Raw genomic sequence first — 16,629 nt, forward strand, 5'->3', positions numbered from 1 at the left:
CACGACTCACCCTGGAGGGCTCCATGCCGCGTCGTGGGCACAGCACCACCATCGGAAAGTTCGCGAAGCTGTACCAGAACCGTCGAGCGTCGGAGATCCGTGTGCTCGGCGAGATGCTGCGCGGCGAGCAGCACACGAAGCCCAGCCAGAGCCCGAAGGTGCGTGAAACGCAAGTGGGCGTGGACGCTCGCTGACCTGATCTGACCCGCCACCCCGACTATCGAAGGAGGACCATGAACACCCTTGCTCGCGCCCGCGCTGCTGACTACCCCGTCCCCGACCTTTCCGCCGGTTACCTACGTGCACGACGGTGCACGGCAGTATTGCTCTGGTTCCGCGGATACCACTCTCCCGAATGCGTACGAGCGAGTGCGCCTTGACCCGGTCGTCGGCGTGGCAATTGCGGAGGCGTACATGGCCGCGCCCGTCCGGGATGTGCGCGCCTACGCTTCGTACGCCGCGTTTTGTCGGGAGACCGTGCAGCAGTACCACTTCCTAGTGGGCCGGGCCGATTTCGGTGGTCTCGGTCTGTCGGTGCGGATCGTTGACGAGGACCCGTACACGGACGTCGGATCGATGGTCGAAGACGTGTGGCATCGCCGGTTGAAGGTCTGGGCCAGCGCGGCCAGTAGCAACCCGCACCCGTACCTCAGTGACAGCGAAAACGACATGTTCCGTGCGGTCCACGATGTCTTCGGTCATGCCGCGAGCGGTCGCGGCTTCGACCGACACGGCGAGGAGGCGGCATGGTTGAAGCACGGCAACATGTACTCGCGCCTGGCTCGACGCGCCTTGACCACCGAAACGCGTGGGCAGAACTGCGCCCTGAACTTCCACTACCGCGGTGCCCGTTTTCCCGAGCAGAAGGCGGCACTACTACCTCGGGGGTTTAGCGATCCGACTTTGCCTCGCGTCGCGAAGACTGTCGGGGAGCGGGCTGTTGCTTGCTGAGTTGTTCAATCTCCTGCTGGAGGTCCAGCACAGCGGCGTGCCCGGGTCCGTCCGCGTGGATGCGGTCCTGAAGCAGCAGGTTGAGCTGGCGTAAGGCGCGGTCGTGCTCGCCAAGTGGTACGTGCGCGCGGGCCGCACGCAGTCGGAACTCGAAGACCAGAGGATCATCGGCGCCCCGCCGCTCTGTCTGATGTTCGGCGAGCCGCCGCCACTGTCGTGCGGCAGCACGGAACTCACCAGCGGCGAGCAACTGATTCGCCTGCTCGGCGGTCCGTTCAACGTCGAGCTCGGTCTGCTCAGACGGCGCCGCCGCCAGGAGCCGAGACTGGACTGGTGCTCGCCCGACTATCGCGGCATAGGCCCGTACGGCCCCGGAGGGGTCGTCAAGCAACCCCGGAATCGGCACCAGGTCCTGGGCGAGTGGAGCCAGTACCGCGTAGACCTCGGTGGCCGTGGCTGGTCGGTCCTGCGGACGGGTCGCCAGCAACGCGTAGACCAGGTCATCGAGTACGGCGGGGGTCTCCGACCGCATGTGGGTCGGGCGAGGAGGTAGGTCGTCCAGCTGATGTCGCAACGTGGTTGTGGTGGTGACCCCATCGAATGGTGGGTGTGCGGTGAGCAGGTCGAAGAGAGTGGCTCCGAGGCCGTACAGGTCGGTGCGGTGGTCGGTGGGCTCGCCGAGGATCTGTTCGGGCGCCATGTAGCCCACCGTGCCGAGACTCTGATCGCTCTGGGTGATCCGCGAGTAGCGGTCGTCATCAGGCATGGTAGCCAGTCCGAAGTCGAGCACCTTTACGGCCCCGCTCTTGTCCAGCATGACGTTGCTCGGCTTGATGTCCCTGTGCACCAGGCCGATCTGTCGAGCAGCGAGCAGGACGCAGCTGATCTGAGCCCCGATGGCAGCCACCCAACCGATCGAGAGTGGACCTTGCTCTGCAACGAGATCATTCAGAGCGATTCCGTGGATCTGCTGCAGGATGGCGTACGGGCGGCCGTCTTGCTCGCCAACGTCGTAGATGGCGGGCACGCCGGGGTGATCGAGGCGGGCGGTTAGCAGGACCTCACGGCGGAATCGTCGTACCACGTCGATGTTCGGCGTGGCGGCGTTGACGAACTTCACGATCACCGGACGATCGAGCAGGGTGTCCTGTCCTACCCAAACCTCGCCCATTCCCTTGTGCGCCAGCGGGAACCGACCCAGCCTGTACCGGTCCTTGAGGATCGCGCCCGCCGCCACGAGGCCCAGCATATCGGGCCTGGCGTCCTCCCCTTGGACACCAACGCGGCCAGTCGCGGACCGATCTGGTGAATATTAGGAACGACAAAACTCTTGCAAGCTGTGTTCACAAGGTGCTCTACTGGGCCTGCGACTGCACTAGCCCTGGGCGCACACGGTGATGCCGTGGTTGGTGCCGCTCGGGTCGAACCGGGGCAACGAGGAAGGTGAGTGGTGTGGCTGAGTTGGCCATCGAGCGGGGTTTCCTTCCCGCCTACGCCAGGCTGCAGCGGCGGGTGCAACACGCCGTGCTCTCGGCCATCAGTAGGTTCGCCGAGCACACCCATGCTGGCCTGCACTTGGAGAAGCTGACCGGCGCACGAGACCCGAACATCCGCACCATCCGCATCGACCAGTTCTACCGAGGTGTTGTGCTTGCCCTTGGCGAACAGAAATACGCTCTGCTCAACGTCCTGCCGCACGACGATGCCATCGCCTTCGCGGTGAGTCGCCGATTCACCGTCAACCAGGCACTCGGCGTGTTGGAGATGCGGGACCAGGTAGGTATTGAGGAGTTCAGCCGGGCTGAACCGTCGGCATCGCCCGGTGGCGGACTGTTCGACCGCGTCTCCTCCGCCGATTTTCTCCGACTCGGCGTGGACGAAGATTTGGTACCACTGCTGCGCATCATCGCCACCGACCAGCAGCTAGAGAGTCTTGGCGGGCGCTTGCCTGACGTGCAGCTCGACGTCCTGCGTGGGCTGGCCAGTGGCCTGACCGTGACAGAGGTGTGGGCGGAGCTCGCTGACCGGATCGTGTCGGGCGTGGACACTGATGATCTCCTGGCCGCAGCGCATCGCACTCCGGAGCGGATCGCCTTCGTCTCTGGGCCGGTGGAGCTGGCCGCCATTCTCGCCCACCCCTTCGATGTCTGGCGGACGTTCCTGCACCCGACCCAACGCGACGTGGCCTACCGGGAGACCTACAGTGGTCCCGCCCTGGTCACCGGCAGTGCCGGGACCGGCAAGACAGTCACCGGCCTGCATCGGGCGGTCTTTCTCGCCGAGCGTTTGCCCGAGGGCGGCGGCAGGGTGCTGCCGACCACGTTTACCCGCGCGCTCGCGGACTCCTTAGGCAGGCAGCTGTACCGACTCACCGCCGATCCAACGGTCCGGGCGCGTATCGATGTGGTCAGTGTCGACAAGCTGGCTTACGAGATTGCTGCTCGAAGCGGCCGGAAGATCACGGTCGCCGACGGCGAAGTCACGGATCGATTGTGGGAAGCGACAGCGAAGGCTGGTCCCACCTACCTGAGTCGGACCGGCCAAGTCAGGACCTTCAGCGCCGCCTTCCTCAGGCGAGAGTGGGAGCAGGTGGTGCTGGCCCAGCAGTTGACCACCCTTGAGGCCTACCGCGACGCCCCACGCAAGGGCCGCGGCGAAGGGCTCCGCGCGAGCCAACGCGAGCAGGTGTGGAGCGCGATCGAAGCGGTAAGGCAGGACCTGACGAAGCGGCGGATGAGCACGCACACCCAGCTCGCTGACGACGCGGCCACGATCGCGCGGCAGGCCCCGCCCCCGTACCGACACGTCATCGTTGACGAAGGGCAGGATCTCCACCCCGCGCAGTGGCGCTTGCTGCGCGCACTCGTCGCGCCCGGACCGAACGACATGTTCCTGCTCGCAGATCCGTACCAGCGCATCTACGACAACCACGTGTCACTCGCGCAGCTCGGCATCGAAGTGCGTGGCCGAACCCGCCGGCTCACTGTCAACTACCGCACGACCCACGAAATTCTGGACCTATCAGTGAAGGTCCTGAGTGGCGACGCCGCCGTCGGTCTAGACGGTGAGGGCGACACGCTGCAGGGCTACCGCTCGCTGACGCGCGGCGGCGTACCAAAGGTCGTAGCCTGCGACGACCGCGACAGCGAGTTCGAAGCGCTCATCGAGCGAGTCGGGACCTGGCTGGAGCAGGACGTAGAGCCGCACGCGATCGGCGTAGCCGTCCGCACGGGGCAGCTCGTCAAGGCCATCAGCAAGACCTTGAGCAACGCCCACATCCCCGTCGCCGACGACCAACGAGGCGTCGACGGGGTGCATGTCGCCACCATGCATCGCATGAAAGGCTTGGAATTCCAATGCCTTGCCGTTGTCGGGCTGGATGCAGGGGTGCTGCCGGCACCACATGCGTTGACAGCGGCGACGGAAGATCCGCACGGTCACAAGCAGGATCTGCAGCGAGAGCGGTGCCTCCTGTTCGTCGCGCTGACCCGCGCTCGTGACGTGCTCTACCTATCGCACAGCGGCACACCCAGCGCCCTGCTGCCGGCGGTCCGATGAGCACCCGCACCGATGTCGTAACTCCGAAGCTCGGAGACGCGGCTCGGTCCGCCTGGGGTAAGACCGACCGTACGGGTATCTCGCCGGTCGGGTGGCTGCCACTGTGGCGCCACTTGGCTGACACTGCCGACGTAGCCGGACGGCTGTGGGATCACTGGTTGAGCCCGGCGGTTCGTCGATGTATCGCCGACGAACTGCCCGGCGGCGACGCAGACGCCCGCACCTTGGCCGTCTGGATCGCCGGGGTACACGACATCGGCAAGGCCACCCCGGCCTTCGCCTGCCAGGCGTACGCGTTGGCCGAGCGGATGCGTGACCATGGGCTCGGATACGACCGGGACCTGATTCGTGCCGATCGCAAGTACGCCCCCCACGCCACCGTTGGCCACCTCATTTTGGCCGACTGGCTCCAGCAGCGCGACTGGATGGATCCGCACCCGTACGCAGTCGTCGTCGGTGGCCACCACGGCACCCCGCCGACCGATGAGGGCCTTCGTGACGCGCAGGTACGCCCATACCTGCTCGGTGATCAGGCATGGCAGCAGGTGCAGGACGAGATCCTGACCTGGATGGCCGAGCGGTCTGGTGCAGCAGGCCGGCTTGTCGCCTGGAGTAGCGTGCCGCTGTCGCAGCCCGTGCAGGCTGCCCTCACCGGCCTGGTCATCATCGCCGACTGGATCGCGAGCAACGAGGAACTCTTCCCATACGTTCTGGCCAGTGCGGATGACGACCGACTCACGGCCGGTTGGGAGTTGCTGGACCTGCCCGTGCCGTGGCTGCCGGCCGCAGCGCCAGCGAGTGTTGACGAGCTGTTCGACGCGCGATTCGAGCTACCCGCCGGCGCGGCGCCCCGCCCGGTCCAGCGCACGGTCGCCGAACTGGCCTCGTCCATGCCTGCACCCGGGATGATGATCGTCGAGGCGGCGATGGGGGAGGGCAAGACAGAGGCAGCGCTGGCGGCGGTCGAGATCTTGGCGCGACGTACCGGCGCAGCCGGCTGCTACCTTGCCCTGCCTACCCGCGCTACCAGCGATGCCATGTTCGCCCGGATGCTCTCCTGGCTGCGCCGGCTACCCGATGCCCAGGTCGGTCGAGGTGACCGCGACGTACGGCTGGCGCACGGCAAGGCGGCCCTCAACCCCGAGTACGACCGGCTGCGGCTGACGTCCCTTCCGAGCGGCATCGCCGAGGACACCGGCGGCGCGGCCATCGGCGTACACCGTTGGCTCGCTGGATCGAAACGGACCCTGCTGTCCAGCTTCGTGGTGGGCACCATCGACCAGCTGCTCTTCGCGGCGCTGCGCAGCAAACACCTGGTGCTACGCCACCTTGGTCTCGCCGGCAAGGTCGTGGTCATCGACGAGGCGCACGCTTACGACGTCTTCATGGGGCGATTCCTGGACCGGGCGCTGGAGTGGCTGGGCGCGTACGGCGCCCCGGTCGTCGTCCTCTCCGCGACACTTCCGGCCCACCGGCGGGCCGAGCTCATGGCGGCGTACGACAACGGCCGCCTCGGACCCTTGCCCGCACTCACCTGGCGCGACCGCGGCAAGAGGAAGGTTGACCCATACGCCGCCCTCCGAACCGACCTGCGATATCCCCTGGTCGCGGTCTCCAGTACCGACCGGGGTGCCGTAGCCACCAGCTGCTCCGACTCCGGGCGCGGCGTCGAAGTGAAATTGCGTCGTCTCGACGACGATCTTCCTGCGTTGGGGGAGCTGTTGCGGGAACGGCTGACCGACGGGGGTTGCGTGCTCGTGGTCCGCAATACCGTGGCACGAGTCCAGGAGACCGCGACTGCACTTCGGGCGGTGCTCGGGCCAGAGACACCTGTATCGGTCGCGCATTCCCGGTTCATGGCCGTCGACCGCGCCGCAAAAGATCGCTGGCTGCGCGACACCTTCGGGCCGCCGGGCAACAGAAACCGCCCCCACCGTCACGTAGTGGTGGCGAGCCAGGTTGCCGAGCAGTCCCTTGACATCGACTTCGACCTGCTCGTCACCGACCTGGCCCCGATCGACCTGGTGCTGCAGCGCATCGGCCGGCTACACCGCCACCCCCGCGACGGTCGCCCTGCTCGGCTCGGCACACCGGAGTGCTGGGTTACTGGTGCGGATTGGAGCACCGAACCGCCGCAGCCGGTCGTCGGCTCGCGTCGCGTCTACCAACTGGCGATGCTCCTGCGCAGCGCCGCAGTGCTGCTGCCACACCTGGACGGCGCCCCGCTACGAATCCCATCGGATATCGCGCCACTCACCCAGTCCGCTTACGGTAGCGAGCTAGTCGGACCACCGTCGTGGCAACCGGCGATGGCTGAGGCAGAAGCGAAGCAGCGAGACGAGATCGCCGCCAAGGAGATGAAGGCGGATGGCTTCCGCCTCGCCAGCGTGGGCGAGCCGGGGGTGCCCCTGATCAGCTGGCTCTCCGGCGGCGTCGCAGGTGCCGACGACCGCGCAGCGCAAGGCTACGTCCGCGACACCGACGGCGAGACTCTCGAGGTCCTGCTGCTGGTACGGACGCCGGACAGTTTGGTCTTGCCCCCTTGGATCGATGGCGGAGCAGTGCCGATACCGACCACGGGCGCCCCGCGCTGGCCACTGCCCCGGTTGATCGCGCGCTGCACCCTGCCGCTGCCTCGGGCCATGACCGCCCCGGACGTGATCGATGAGGTCATCGCCGAGTTGGAACGGCGCACCGACGTCAGCGCCTGGCAGGACAGTCACTGGCTGGCAGGTGAACTCGTGCTGGTCCTGAACGCGGACGGGACAGCCACGGTCGCTGGCTTCAACCTGCAATACGACCCGGAGGACGGGCTGCGTGTCGAACGCGCCGATGCCTAGATCCACATCGACCGCAAAGGAGGTGATGCCGGTGACAGGCTCACCGAAGTCAGCAGGATTCTCGCTCGTGGATGACGCGTGGATCCCGGTGTTGGACGCTGCAGGACAGCGTCGCGAAGTGTCGCTGCTCGGCCTCTTCGAACAGGCCGGGGACGTCCGCATGATCGCTTGCGAACTACCCACGCAGTCCTTCGCGATCCTGCGACTCGCGCTCGCTGTCCTGCACCGAACGACGGGCGGCCCGCCTGGCGACGGCGCTTGGCGGGCACTGTGGCATGCCCCGCAACTGCCGGTCGCGGATGTCGCCGACTACCTCGGAACGTTCCGTGCCCGCTTCGACCTGCTGCACCCGGAACAGCCGTTTTACCAGGTCGCAGACCTGCGGGCGGCCAAGAACAACACGTTCGGGCTGGAGCGGCTCATTGCTGACGTGCCCAATGGCATTCCATTCCTGACCACGCGTGCGGGGGATGGGATGAAGTCGATTTCGCCTGCAGAGGCGGCCCGCTGGTTGGTGCACTGCCAGGCGTACGACCCGTCTGGCATCAAGACGGGTGCCGTCGGAGACCCTCGGGTCAAGGGCGGGCGAGGCTATCCGATCGGCGTGGGGTCGGTCGGGGCGTTGGGTGGCGTCCACCTTGAGGGTGCGACTCTGCGGGAAACATTGCTGCTCAACCTGGTGCCGGTCGCCCCTGGCTGGCAGAACGGCGACGATCGAGACCTGCCAGTGTGGGAGCGCGAGCCGCAGACTGCCTCCGAAGAGAGCGATGCGACCCGCGGCCCCTACGGACTGCTCAGTCTGTACACCTGGCAGTCGCGCCGCGTCCGGCTTTTCGGTGATGCCGGTGGCATCACCGGCGCCATGATCGCCATCGGGGACCGGCTTGACTGGCAGGATCGGCACCTGCTGGAACCAATGAGTGTGTGGGGACGCAGCGGGCCCCGCGAGCGCGAGCAGAAGCGGACCCCGATCTACCTGCCTCGGCCGCATGACCACAGCCGGGCACTGTGGCGCGGTCTGCAGACACTGCTCCCGGCGCCACCAGCACCTGGTGCCGAACCGCCACAGCGGCTTTCGCCGATGGTGGTGCAGTGGCTGGCTCGACTGACTGTCACCGGGGTGGTCGGGTCGGACTTTCGGGTTCGTCCGCGGGCCACCAGCGTCACCTACGGCACCCAACAGGCAGTCGTCGACGAGGTGTTCAGCGACGCGCTGACCATGAATGTGCTGCTGCTGGTCGAGAACTCTGAGCTGCGTACGGCAGCCGTGGACGCCGCAGCCGACGCCGAGAGCGCGGTGAAGGTGCTTCGTCGGCTCGCTGACAACTTGGCCAAGGCCGCCGGTAGCCGGGACACCGACAGCGGCGACGCCGAACGGGCCGCGGAGCAGGCCTACGCCCGGCTGGACCAGGACTTTCGCGACTGGCTGGCGCGCCTCGGTCCGGACAGTGACCCGCTGACCGAGCGTGCCTCGTGGCAGCGGTTGGTACGCCGGGCCATCCTTCGGCTCGGTGACGAACTGGTCGCCGCAACCGGTCCCGCGGCCTGGATCGGCCGCGCGGGCGTCGACCGAAACGGCAGAGAAGTTCACTACTCCAGCTCGCAGGCCGAGGCGTGGTTCCGCGTCGGCTTGGCCAAGGCGCTGCCCATGGCGGCCGCGACTCCGCAACAACGGCAGGAGGAACCAGCATGACCGTGGTGGAGACTGATCCCTCACCTGCGCTGGCACGTAAACCGTGGGTCCGGCGCCGCAAGGACCTCGGTGAGCACGTCGCCCGCACGGTGGGAAGCCTGCAGGCGCGACTGCTCAGCGACGCATCGCAACCGGAGGCGGTCAGCGCCCTGGCCCGGCTACGACGCGGAATCGGCCGAGCTCCGGGCTTCGATTTCACCTTGGAGCGGTACCTGCAGGTGCCGGAGCACCTGCTGGGCTACCGGCCGGCCGACGATGCAGAGGCGGCCGACACCGAGCACGCGGTACACGACGCAGTGACCCTCTACGCGCTGCACCAACAGTCACGCCGGGAACGGATGCACGTGAACGGACGCGGTCTGGGCCTCGCCATGGCTGACCTCGTCCGCAAGTCCAACGGCCCAGAGGGGGTGCGCCGCCGCTTCGCCGCGCTCGGCACCGCCAGCACCTACCACGAGAGCATTTACCACCTCCGCAGCCTGACCACCATGCTGCGTGAGCACCAGGTCCCGGTCGACTACGGCCTGCTCGCCGATGACCTTCACACCCTTCGCCGGCCTGGCGGTCGTGCCCAGATCCAAGCCATCTGGGGCCGGGAGTCGTTCCGCAGCCAGCCGAGCACGGACGTTCAGATCCTCGCTACCGAGACCTCCGAGGAGGACCCATCATGAGCCGCACCATCATTGACGTCTACGCCCTGCAGACGGTGCCGCCCAGCAACCTCAACCGCGACGACACCGGCTCACCCAAGACCGCCGTCTATGGCGGCGTACGGCGCGCACGCGTATCCAGCCAGGCCTGGAAGCGAGCCGTCCGGCTCGCGTTCGCCGACTTACTCGACCGCTCCCAGCTCGGCGAGCGAACCAAGCGCGTAGGGGAGTCGCTCGCGACACGGATCAAGGCCCTCGACCCGAGCCAGTCCGACGAGACCGCGTCGGCACTGGCCGCCGAGGTGTTCGTCGCTTCCGGTCTCGCCAAGGCTGAGAAGAAGAAGGGCGAGGTCAAGGACGTCGAGTCCGGCTACTTGCTCTTCCTCAGCCACCAGCAGCTGGACAACCTTGCCGCCGCCGCGCTGGAAGCCGCACGCACCGGCACTGCGCTGGACAAGGCCCGGTTCAAGGCGTTGGCCAACACGAACCACTCGATCGACATTGCCATGTTCGGACGAATGATGGCTGACATGACGGACATCAACGTCGACGCTGCCTGCCAGGTCTCCCATGCCATCAGCGTGCACACCGTCGACAACGAGTTCGACTACTTCACGGCGGTGGACGACCGGAAGGCCGATGCCGCCGAGACCGGCGCCGGAATGATCGGCACGGTCGAGTTCAACTCTTCCACCCTGTACCGGTACGCCACAGTCGATGTCGACGCTCTGCACCGTACCCTTGGCGACGCGGAAGCCACGCGTGCAGCCGTCGAGGCATTCCTGGTCGCGTTCGCGCGCAGCATGCCGTCGGGGAAGCAGAACACGTTCGCCCACCGGACGCTGCCCGACGCGGTGCTGGTGAGGCTGCGCGACTCGCAACCGATCAATCTCGTCGGTGCGTTCGAAACGCCCATCCGTGAGACGAACGCCGCCGGCCGCGTCGAACTGGCCGCTGCAGCCCTGGCCAAGCACACCACGGCAGTCGAGAACGCCTTCGGCGAGCGGCCGATTGCCAGCTGGGTCACCCAGGTCGGTGAAAAGACCACTGTGCTCGCCGACCTCGGCAAAGCGGTCAGCTTCAGCGAACTGGTCAACGGGGTGGGAGAGCACGTCGCCGTAACGCTCGGCCAGCCGGCATGAGCGTCCTGCTGCTCAGGCTGGCTGGCCCCCTGCAATCGTGGGGCTCGTCTAGCCGCTTCGCCCGCCGAGGTACCGAGGTCGCGCCGACCAAGAGCGGCGTCATCGGGCTGCTCGCCGCGGCCAAAGGTGTACGACGCACCGAGCCGCTCACTGACCTGCTCGGTCTGGAGTTCGGAGTACGGCTCGACCAGCCGGGGCAAATTCTGCGGGACTTCCAGACCGCCCGTTCTCTCGACGGCCGTCTCAGCGCGCCACTGACCTACCGCTTCTACCTGTCAGACGCGGCCTTCCTCGCCGCCGTCAGCGGGGAGAGTGAGCTGCTACACGGCCTGGCGGAGGCACTGAGCCGGCCACAGTTCCCCCTCTACCTCGGACGCCGCTCATGCCCACCGGTCGGGCCGATCAGCCTTGGCGTCCACGAAGAGACCCTAGACAACGCACTGACCTCGTGGCCCTGGCTCGCCGCGGACTGGTACCGCCGCAAGGCCGCCCGCACGGTCCGACTGGAGATCATCAGGGACGCCCGACCCGGTGAGCCGGTTACCGAGACCGTGCCCGACGAGCCGGTCAGCTTTGATCCGGCGCATCGACAGCACACATGGCGGTCGATTCTGCGCCGGCACGTAGACGTCACCAACGAGCGCGCGGATCGGACTGGCGTTACCGAGCATGACCCGTTAAGCCTGCTGGGAGGCTGAAGTTGTTCCTCACCCGATTTCAGATCAACCCGGCGCGCCGAGGCGCACGGAAGCTGCTGTCATCGCCGCATGCCATGCACGCTGCGGTCCGCTCGGCCTTTGCCAACCCGGAAGATCACGAGCGGGACGGCGCCCGCACGTTGTGGCGGCTCGACACGTCGGCTCCCGCGACCGTTCACCTCTATGTCGTGAGCCCGGGCCGACCCGACCTCACCCACCTCGTCGAGCAGGCCGGCTGGCCCACCACCGAGGCGTGGGTGACACGCGACTATGACGGACTGCTCTGCTCGCTGACCGTCGGCCAGGACTGGGCGTTTCGGCTGACCGCCAACCCGACCCACAGTGGGCGCAAGACCAGTGAGTCGAAGGAGACGCAACGCTTCGGCTTCCTGCGCGAAGACGCGCAGGTGGAATGGCTGACAAGCCGCGCCCCTCGCAACGGGTTTGCCCTGGCACAGCAGCAGGATGGACGCCCGAACCTGCGGTTGCATCGCCGCCAGACGCTCACGTTCAAGCGTGGCATGGGGACCGTCACCCTGACCACCGTCACCTACGATGGCATCCTCCAGATCACCGATGCGGATGCCTTCCGTCGAACGCTAACCAGCGGAATCGGGCATGCGAAGGCATACGGCTGCGGACTTCTCACACTGGCCCCCACCAGCTGATGCCGGTCTGATCAATGAAGATCCCAGGTGTACCGCCAGCCGAAATCGCCGACCTGACCCGCGCCGAGGACCGGATCAGCTTTCTCTACCTCGAACGTAGCGTGATCCACAGAGATAGCAACGCCATCACCGCCACCGATGACCGGGGCGTGGTGCACATCCCGGCCGCCTCAGTGGGCGTACTGCTGCTCGGACCTGGAACCAGCATCACTCACCAGGCCATCGCCCTGCTCGCCGACCACGGCGCCACCGCTATCTGGGTCGGCGAGCGGGGCGTGCGCTACTACGCACACGGTCGCTCACTTGCCGCCTCCAGCCGGCTGCTCCTTGCGCAGGCTGCTGCGGTCAGCCACCGTGATCGGCGGCTCGCCGTCGCCCGCACCATGTACGCGATGCGCTTCCCAGGTGAGAGCACCGTCGACCTCACGATGCAGCAACTACGTGGCAAGGAAGGCGCGCGAGTCCGCCGGACCTATCGCGAACACTCCCAGCGAAGTGGCGTCGCCTGGAGCCATCGTGACTATGACCAGGCCGACTTCGCCAGCGGCGACCCCATCAACCAGGCGTTGTCAGCGGCGCACGCCTGCCTGTACGGCATCGTGCACGCCGTCATCGTCGCGCTCGGGGCGGCGCCCGGGCTCGGATTCGTGCACACCGGGCATGAGCGTGCCTTCGTTTACGACATCGCTGACCTGTACAAGGCGGAGATCACCATCCCTGTCGCCTTCGATGTCGTGGCCGGCGGCTCGACTGATATCGGCGCCGACACCCGACGAGCCGTACGCGACCGTGTTCACGACGGCGCGATCCTCGCGCGCTGTGTCCGCGACATCCGAATGTTGCTCCTTCAGCCGCAACCAGGCGGTGAGATTGAGGACGAGGATTCCCTCCGCCTCTGGGACGACAGCGGCATCGAACTCACTGCCGGCCGCAACTACGCCGACATGGGTGAGGTCGACTTCTGATGACCGTCATCATCCTCACCGCGTGTCCGCCCGGGCTGAGGGGACATTTGACGCAGTGGCTGTTGGAGCTAACCGCGGGTGTGTACGTAGGACATATCAGCACCCGCGTGCGGGACAGGTTGTGGACTCGGGTGACCGAGATGGCAGGCGTAGGTCGAGCTCTGATGGTCTATCAAACTCCCGGTGAACAGCGGCTTTCGTTCGTGGCCCACGACCATCACTGGGTGCCCGTGGATCTGGACGGGGTGATCCTGATGCGTCGTCCTGTTGACCCGACTGTCAACCCAGCGATACCCGGCGGTTGGAGCAAGGCAGCAAGGCGCCGCCGGTTTGGAAAGCGTGGGCGTCCGGCGTAGGAGCTGGACCGGCAAGGGCGATTGGTGCCGTACCTGGGGTGATCAGCTGTTGCTGATGATTACGGTCGAGGGCGAACGGTCGAGCCTGGCCTCAACCGGTTGCTGGGAATCCCCAATCTTTACGGTGGGTAGGGATTGTTAGCCCAGCCAGGCGCAAGTTCGGGTCATCCCTATATGCCTGCTGACTGGTCTGCCGGTGCTCGGCATGGCTGCTGAGGACGACCACCGCCGCCTGCAGGGGAGCGGGCGTACATGCAGTGCGGTCACATCCGAGTGTGCCCGGGGAGCAGCCGTGTCGGACCTGGCGCTACTGGTTAAGGCGAGGATCAGCCCCGTGCGCGGGGAGCAGGGAACGGCAGCCAGAGCCGGAGGGATAACCGGGGGATCACCCCCGCGCGCGCGGTGAGCATTTTCCTGTGTGGATAGAACTGGCGACCGAGACGGGATCACCCCCGCGTGCGCGGGGAGCAGGGCCTTCACGAGCTCATCGACGTTCTTAACAACGGATCACCCCCCGCGTGCGCGGGGAGCAGCCCTCGTCCTGCCCTCGTAACTGCGGCCTGAAGGGATCACCCCCGCTGTCGGCTCCGCCTGAAAAGTTCAGCCGGCTTTGACACCCGAGTGCGCGAGGAGCAGGCACCCGGCGCGGCCACCGCCGACGGCTGCAAGGGATCACCCCCGCGTGCGCGGGGAGCAGGAGTTCGCCGACCGGGCGCAGCTGCACACCCTAGGATCACCCCGGCGTGCGCGGGGAGCAGACGGAGTAGCGCAGCTCCAACGCGCGGCGGCCCGGATCACCCCCACGTACGCGGGGAGCAGGAACGCAACCGGCAGCAGTTGGTGGAGGATCATCCCCGCGTGCGCGGGGAGCAGGCCGCCGACCGTCGCTGATGGGCTGGATGGAGGGATCACCCCCGCGTGCGCGGGGAGCAGGGCGGGGTGAGTCGCCAACGTCTCTGCTTCCTGGGATACCCCCGCGTGCGTGGGGAGCAGTCATACCCGGGCTGGACGGACCTGGAGGATCACCCCCGCGTGCGCGGGGAGCAGTGAGGGACGTTCGGGGGGATGGCGGCCGGTCCGGATCACCCCCGCGTGCGCGGGGAGCAGGCGGTCTGCCTGCGCGGTGACCTGACCGCCGAGGGATCACCCTCGCGTGCGCGGGGAGCAGTGTCTCCCTACGCGGGCCGGTGGGCGGTCGGGGGATCACCCCCGCGTGCGCGGGGAGCAGTTACGCCGGTCCGGACCGAGACCACCGAGCATGGGATCACCCCCGCGTACGCGGGGAGCAGGACACCACGTACAGCGGCGCGGTCGCGTGGTGGGGATCACGCCCGCGTGCGCGGGGAGCAGGTGCTGGGTGAACTGGAGAAACGCGCGTCGTCGGGATCACCCCCGCGTGCGCGGGGAGCAGCTCGTGATCGCTTCCGACAATGGTCCGGTCGCGGGATCACCCCCGCGTGCGCGGGAGCAGGCAGACCCCCTGATCGGCATTCACGCCGACGTGGGATCACCCCCGCGTGCGCGGGGAGCAGACGAGCAGCAGCGGGCCGACGGTCCGGGCGGAGGGATCACCCCCGCGTGCGCGGGGAGCAGGCCGGAGGGCCAGCCGGAGGAGGATCACCCCCGCGTGCGCGGGGAGCAGCGAGGGCCTGCTGCGCGGCGACTCGAAGACCCGGGATCACCCCCGCGTGCGCGGGGAGCAGATCCTCCACGCCGAAGCCCCGATCCGTCCCGGCGGATCACCCCCGCGTGCGCGGGGAGCAGGGACTCCCGCCCGTAGGTGACGTCGAGGACGGGGGATCACCCCCGCGTGCGCGGGGAGCAGTCAAGCCATGAGGTGATGCCGTAGCGGTAGGCCGGATCACCCCCGCGTGCGCGGGGAGCAGGATCCGCCGCCGGTGCGCTTCACCTCGACGTCGGGATCACCCCCGCGTGCGCGGGGAGCAGTGACGAAGTGACCGTAGTTTCGTCACTTCTCTAGGATCACCCCCGCGTGCGCGGGGAGCAGGAACCTGATCTTCGTCCTGCGCGACGCGACCGGGGATCACCCCCGCGTGCGCGGGGAGCAGGATGACCAGGATCCGTTGCCCGGGGTCCCACCCGGATCACCCCCGCGTGCGCGGGGAGCAGCGGAGGTCGACCAGTGGCGTGAGGCCGCCGACGGGATCACCCCGCGTGCGCGGGGAGCAGGGTGGGTTCCTCGAAAAGTACGTGATGCCTGCGGGATCACCCCCGCGTGCGCGGGGAGCAGAGGAGTGCGGGCCGCTTGAGAGTGACGTACCACGGATCACCCCCGCGTGCGCGGGGAGCAGGAGCTGGGACGCGGAGACCCCCGACGCCGACGGGGATCACCCCCGCGTGCGCGGGGAGCAGGATGGGACGGGGCTCCGGCTCTTTTGCGAACTGGGATCACCCCCGCGTGCGCGGGGAGCAGTTCGTCCGGCCACTGTCGGACGTGAAGCCCATGGGATCACCCCCGCGTGCGCGGGGAGCAGGACGTTTCCTCGATCGACAAGGGCTCGACGACGGGATCACCCCCGCGTGCGCGGGGAGCAGTCCGCGCCGCGCGCTCGTTGGCCTCCGCGCGCTGGATCACCCCCGCGTGCGCGGGGAGCAGCGCCGGCCGTCCGAGCGGAACGCGGCGAAGGTCGGATCACCCCCGCGTGCGCGGGGAGCAGCCTGGAAGAAGACCTTGGGCCGTCCGTTCGGGGGGATCACCCCCGCGTGCGCGGGGAGCAGATCGCCGGTGACATCGCCCGCCTGCGCGGCGAGTGATCACCCCCGCGTGCGCGGGGAGCAGGCAGGCGAGGGCCGCGCGCGCCGCAGCTTGACGGGATCACCCCCGCGTGCGCGGGGAGCAGGACTTCACCCACGGCCCGCACACTCTCCGCACCGGATCACCCCCGCGTGCGCGGGGAGCAGCTGGTCAGGGTCTCCACGATCTGCCCGGACCCGGGATCACCCCCGCGTGCGCGGGGAGCAGGCCCACCAGTCGACCGGCACCCCTGCCCACGTGGGATCACCCCCGCGTGCGCGGGGAGCAGGGGCGCGATGTCCGATGGGTGCGCCTGGTGCTGGGATCACCCCCGCGTGCGCGGGGAGCAGGGC

General features: G+C 67.9%; 12 protein-coding genes and 1 CRISPR repeat array (1 of these 13 running past the window's edge). Of the genes, 11 read left to right on the forward strand and 1 reads right to left on the reverse strand.

The features are described 5' to 3' along the window. Window positions 1-23: 23 nt before the first annotated feature. Both AB0K10_RS22275 and AB0K10_RS22280 read left to right on the forward strand, forming a co-directional pair. Complete coding sequence (locus AB0K10_RS22275) at window positions 24-194, forward strand: hypothetical protein (protein ID WP_363686287.1); 171 nt, start codon at window positions 24-26, stop codon at window positions 192-194. Window positions 195-414: 220 nt separating this feature from the next. Further along, window positions 415-951, forward strand: coding sequence for a hypothetical protein (locus AB0K10_RS22280; protein ID WP_363686289.1), 537 nt, complete (start codon window positions 415-417; stop codon window positions 949-951). Here the strand turns inward: AB0K10_RS22280 and AB0K10_RS22285 are convergent. Continuing rightward, the gene (locus tag AB0K10_RS22285; protein WP_363686291.1) at window positions 890-2,188 is read right to left on the reverse strand and encodes a serine/threonine-protein kinase; all 1,299 of its coding nucleotides are present in this window, start codon (window positions 2,186-2,188) and stop codon (window positions 890-892) included. The two genes, AB0K10_RS22280 and AB0K10_RS22285, sit on opposite strands and share 62 nt — an antisense overlap. Window positions 2,189-2,403: 215 nt before the next feature. Here AB0K10_RS22285 and AB0K10_RS22290 point away from each other — a divergent pair, with 215 nt between their 5' ends. From AB0K10_RS22290 to cas2e, 9 genes are all read left to right on the forward strand, one after another. Beyond that, window positions 2,404-4,509, forward strand: coding sequence for a UvrD-helicase domain-containing protein (locus AB0K10_RS22290; RefSeq protein WP_363686293.1), 2,106 nt, complete (start codon window positions 2,404-2,406; stop codon window positions 4,507-4,509). Next, complete coding sequence (cas3, locus tag AB0K10_RS22295; protein ID WP_363686295.1) at window positions 4,506-7,349, forward strand: CRISPR-associated helicase Cas3'; 2,844 nt, start codon at window positions 4,506-4,508, stop codon at window positions 7,347-7,349. Before AB0K10_RS22290 ends, cas3 begins: the two co-directional genes overlap by 4 nt. A gap of 67 nt (window positions 7,350-7,416) precedes the next feature. Further along, on the forward strand, window positions 7,417-9,042 hold the full coding sequence (gene casA / locus AB0K10_RS22300) for a type I-E CRISPR-associated protein Cse1/CasA (protein WP_363686297.1): 1,626 nt from the start codon (window positions 7,417-7,419) through the stop codon (window positions 9,040-9,042). Beyond that, the gene (casB, locus tag AB0K10_RS22305) at window positions 9,039-9,713 is read left to right on the forward strand and encodes a type I-E CRISPR-associated protein Cse2/CasB (RefSeq protein WP_363686299.1); all 675 of its coding nucleotides are present in this window, start codon (window positions 9,039-9,041) and stop codon (window positions 9,711-9,713) included. The genes casA and casB overlap by 4 nt, the downstream gene beginning before the upstream one ends. Then, the gene (gene cas7e, locus AB0K10_RS22310) at window positions 9,710-10,834 is read left to right on the forward strand and encodes a type I-E CRISPR-associated protein Cas7/Cse4/CasC (protein ID WP_363686301.1); all 1,125 of its coding nucleotides are present in this window, start codon (window positions 9,710-9,712) and stop codon (window positions 10,832-10,834) included. The genes casB and cas7e overlap by 4 nt, the downstream gene beginning before the upstream one ends. Continuing rightward, window positions 10,831-11,532: a type I-E CRISPR-associated protein Cas5/CasD gene (gene cas5e / locus AB0K10_RS22315; RefSeq protein WP_363686303.1), complete on the forward strand. Its 702-nt coding sequence runs from the start codon at window positions 10,831-10,833 to the stop codon at window positions 11,530-11,532. The genes cas7e and cas5e overlap by 4 nt, the downstream gene beginning before the upstream one ends. 2 nt (window positions 11,533-11,534) lie before the next feature. After that, entirely contained in the window at window positions 11,535-12,200 is a 666-nt protein-coding gene (gene cas6e / locus AB0K10_RS22320; RefSeq protein ID WP_363686305.1) for a type I-E CRISPR-associated protein Cas6/Cse3/CasE, read from the forward strand. A 14-nt stretch (window positions 12,201-12,214) separates the two neighbouring features. Beyond that, window positions 12,215-13,165, forward strand: coding sequence for a type I-E CRISPR-associated endonuclease Cas1e (gene cas1e, locus AB0K10_RS22325; RefSeq protein ID WP_363686307.1), 951 nt, complete (start codon window positions 12,215-12,217; stop codon window positions 13,163-13,165). Beyond that, window positions 13,165-13,521, forward strand: coding sequence for a type I-E CRISPR-associated endoribonuclease Cas2e (gene cas2e, locus AB0K10_RS22330; protein WP_363686309.1), 357 nt, complete (start codon window positions 13,165-13,167; stop codon window positions 13,519-13,521). The genes cas1e and cas2e overlap by 1 nt, the downstream gene beginning before the upstream one ends. A 608-nt stretch (window positions 13,522-14,129) precedes the next feature. Next, a CRISPR array of direct repeats spans window positions 14,130-16,629; the repeat unit is 28 nt; unit sequence GGATCACCCCCGCGTGCGCGGGGAGCAG; it runs 3,281 nt beyond the window's last position.

The organism is Micromonospora sp. NPDC049274 (assembly GCF_040678875.1).
Lineage (GTDB): Bacteria > Actinomycetota > Actinomycetes > Mycobacteriales > Micromonosporaceae > Micromonospora.

What these genes read in the sequence shown, in the direction of transcription:
- cas5e (WP_363686303.1), top strand. Translation starts at nt 10,831, where the DNA reads ATGAGCGTCCTGCTGCTCAGGCTGGCTGGCCCCCTGCAATCGTGGGGC.
- cas2e (WP_363686309.1), top strand. Translation starts at nt 13,165, where the DNA reads ATGACCGTCATCATCCTCACCGCGTGTCCGCCCGGGCTGAGGGGACAT.
- AB0K10_RS22275 (WP_363686287.1), top strand. Translation starts at nt 24, where the DNA reads ATGCCGCGTCGTGGGCACAGCACCACCATCGGAAAGTTCGCGAAGCTG.
- cas7e (WP_363686301.1), top strand. Translation starts at nt 9,710, where the DNA reads ATGAGCCGCACCATCATTGACGTCTACGCCCTGCAGACGGTGCCGCCC.
- cas3 (WP_363686295.1), top strand. Translation starts at nt 4,506, where the DNA reads ATGAGCACCCGCACCGATGTCGTAACTCCGAAGCTCGGAGACGCGGCT.
- casB (WP_363686299.1), top strand. Translation starts at nt 9,039, where the DNA reads ATGACCGTGGTGGAGACTGATCCCTCACCTGCGCTGGCACGTAAACCG.
- AB0K10_RS22280 (WP_363686289.1), top strand. Translation starts at nt 415, where the DNA reads ATGGCCGCGCCCGTCCGGGATGTGCGCGCCTACGCTTCGTACGCCGCG.
- cas1e (WP_363686307.1), top strand. Translation starts at nt 12,215, where the DNA reads ATGAAGATCCCAGGTGTACCGCCAGCCGAAATCGCCGACCTGACCCGC.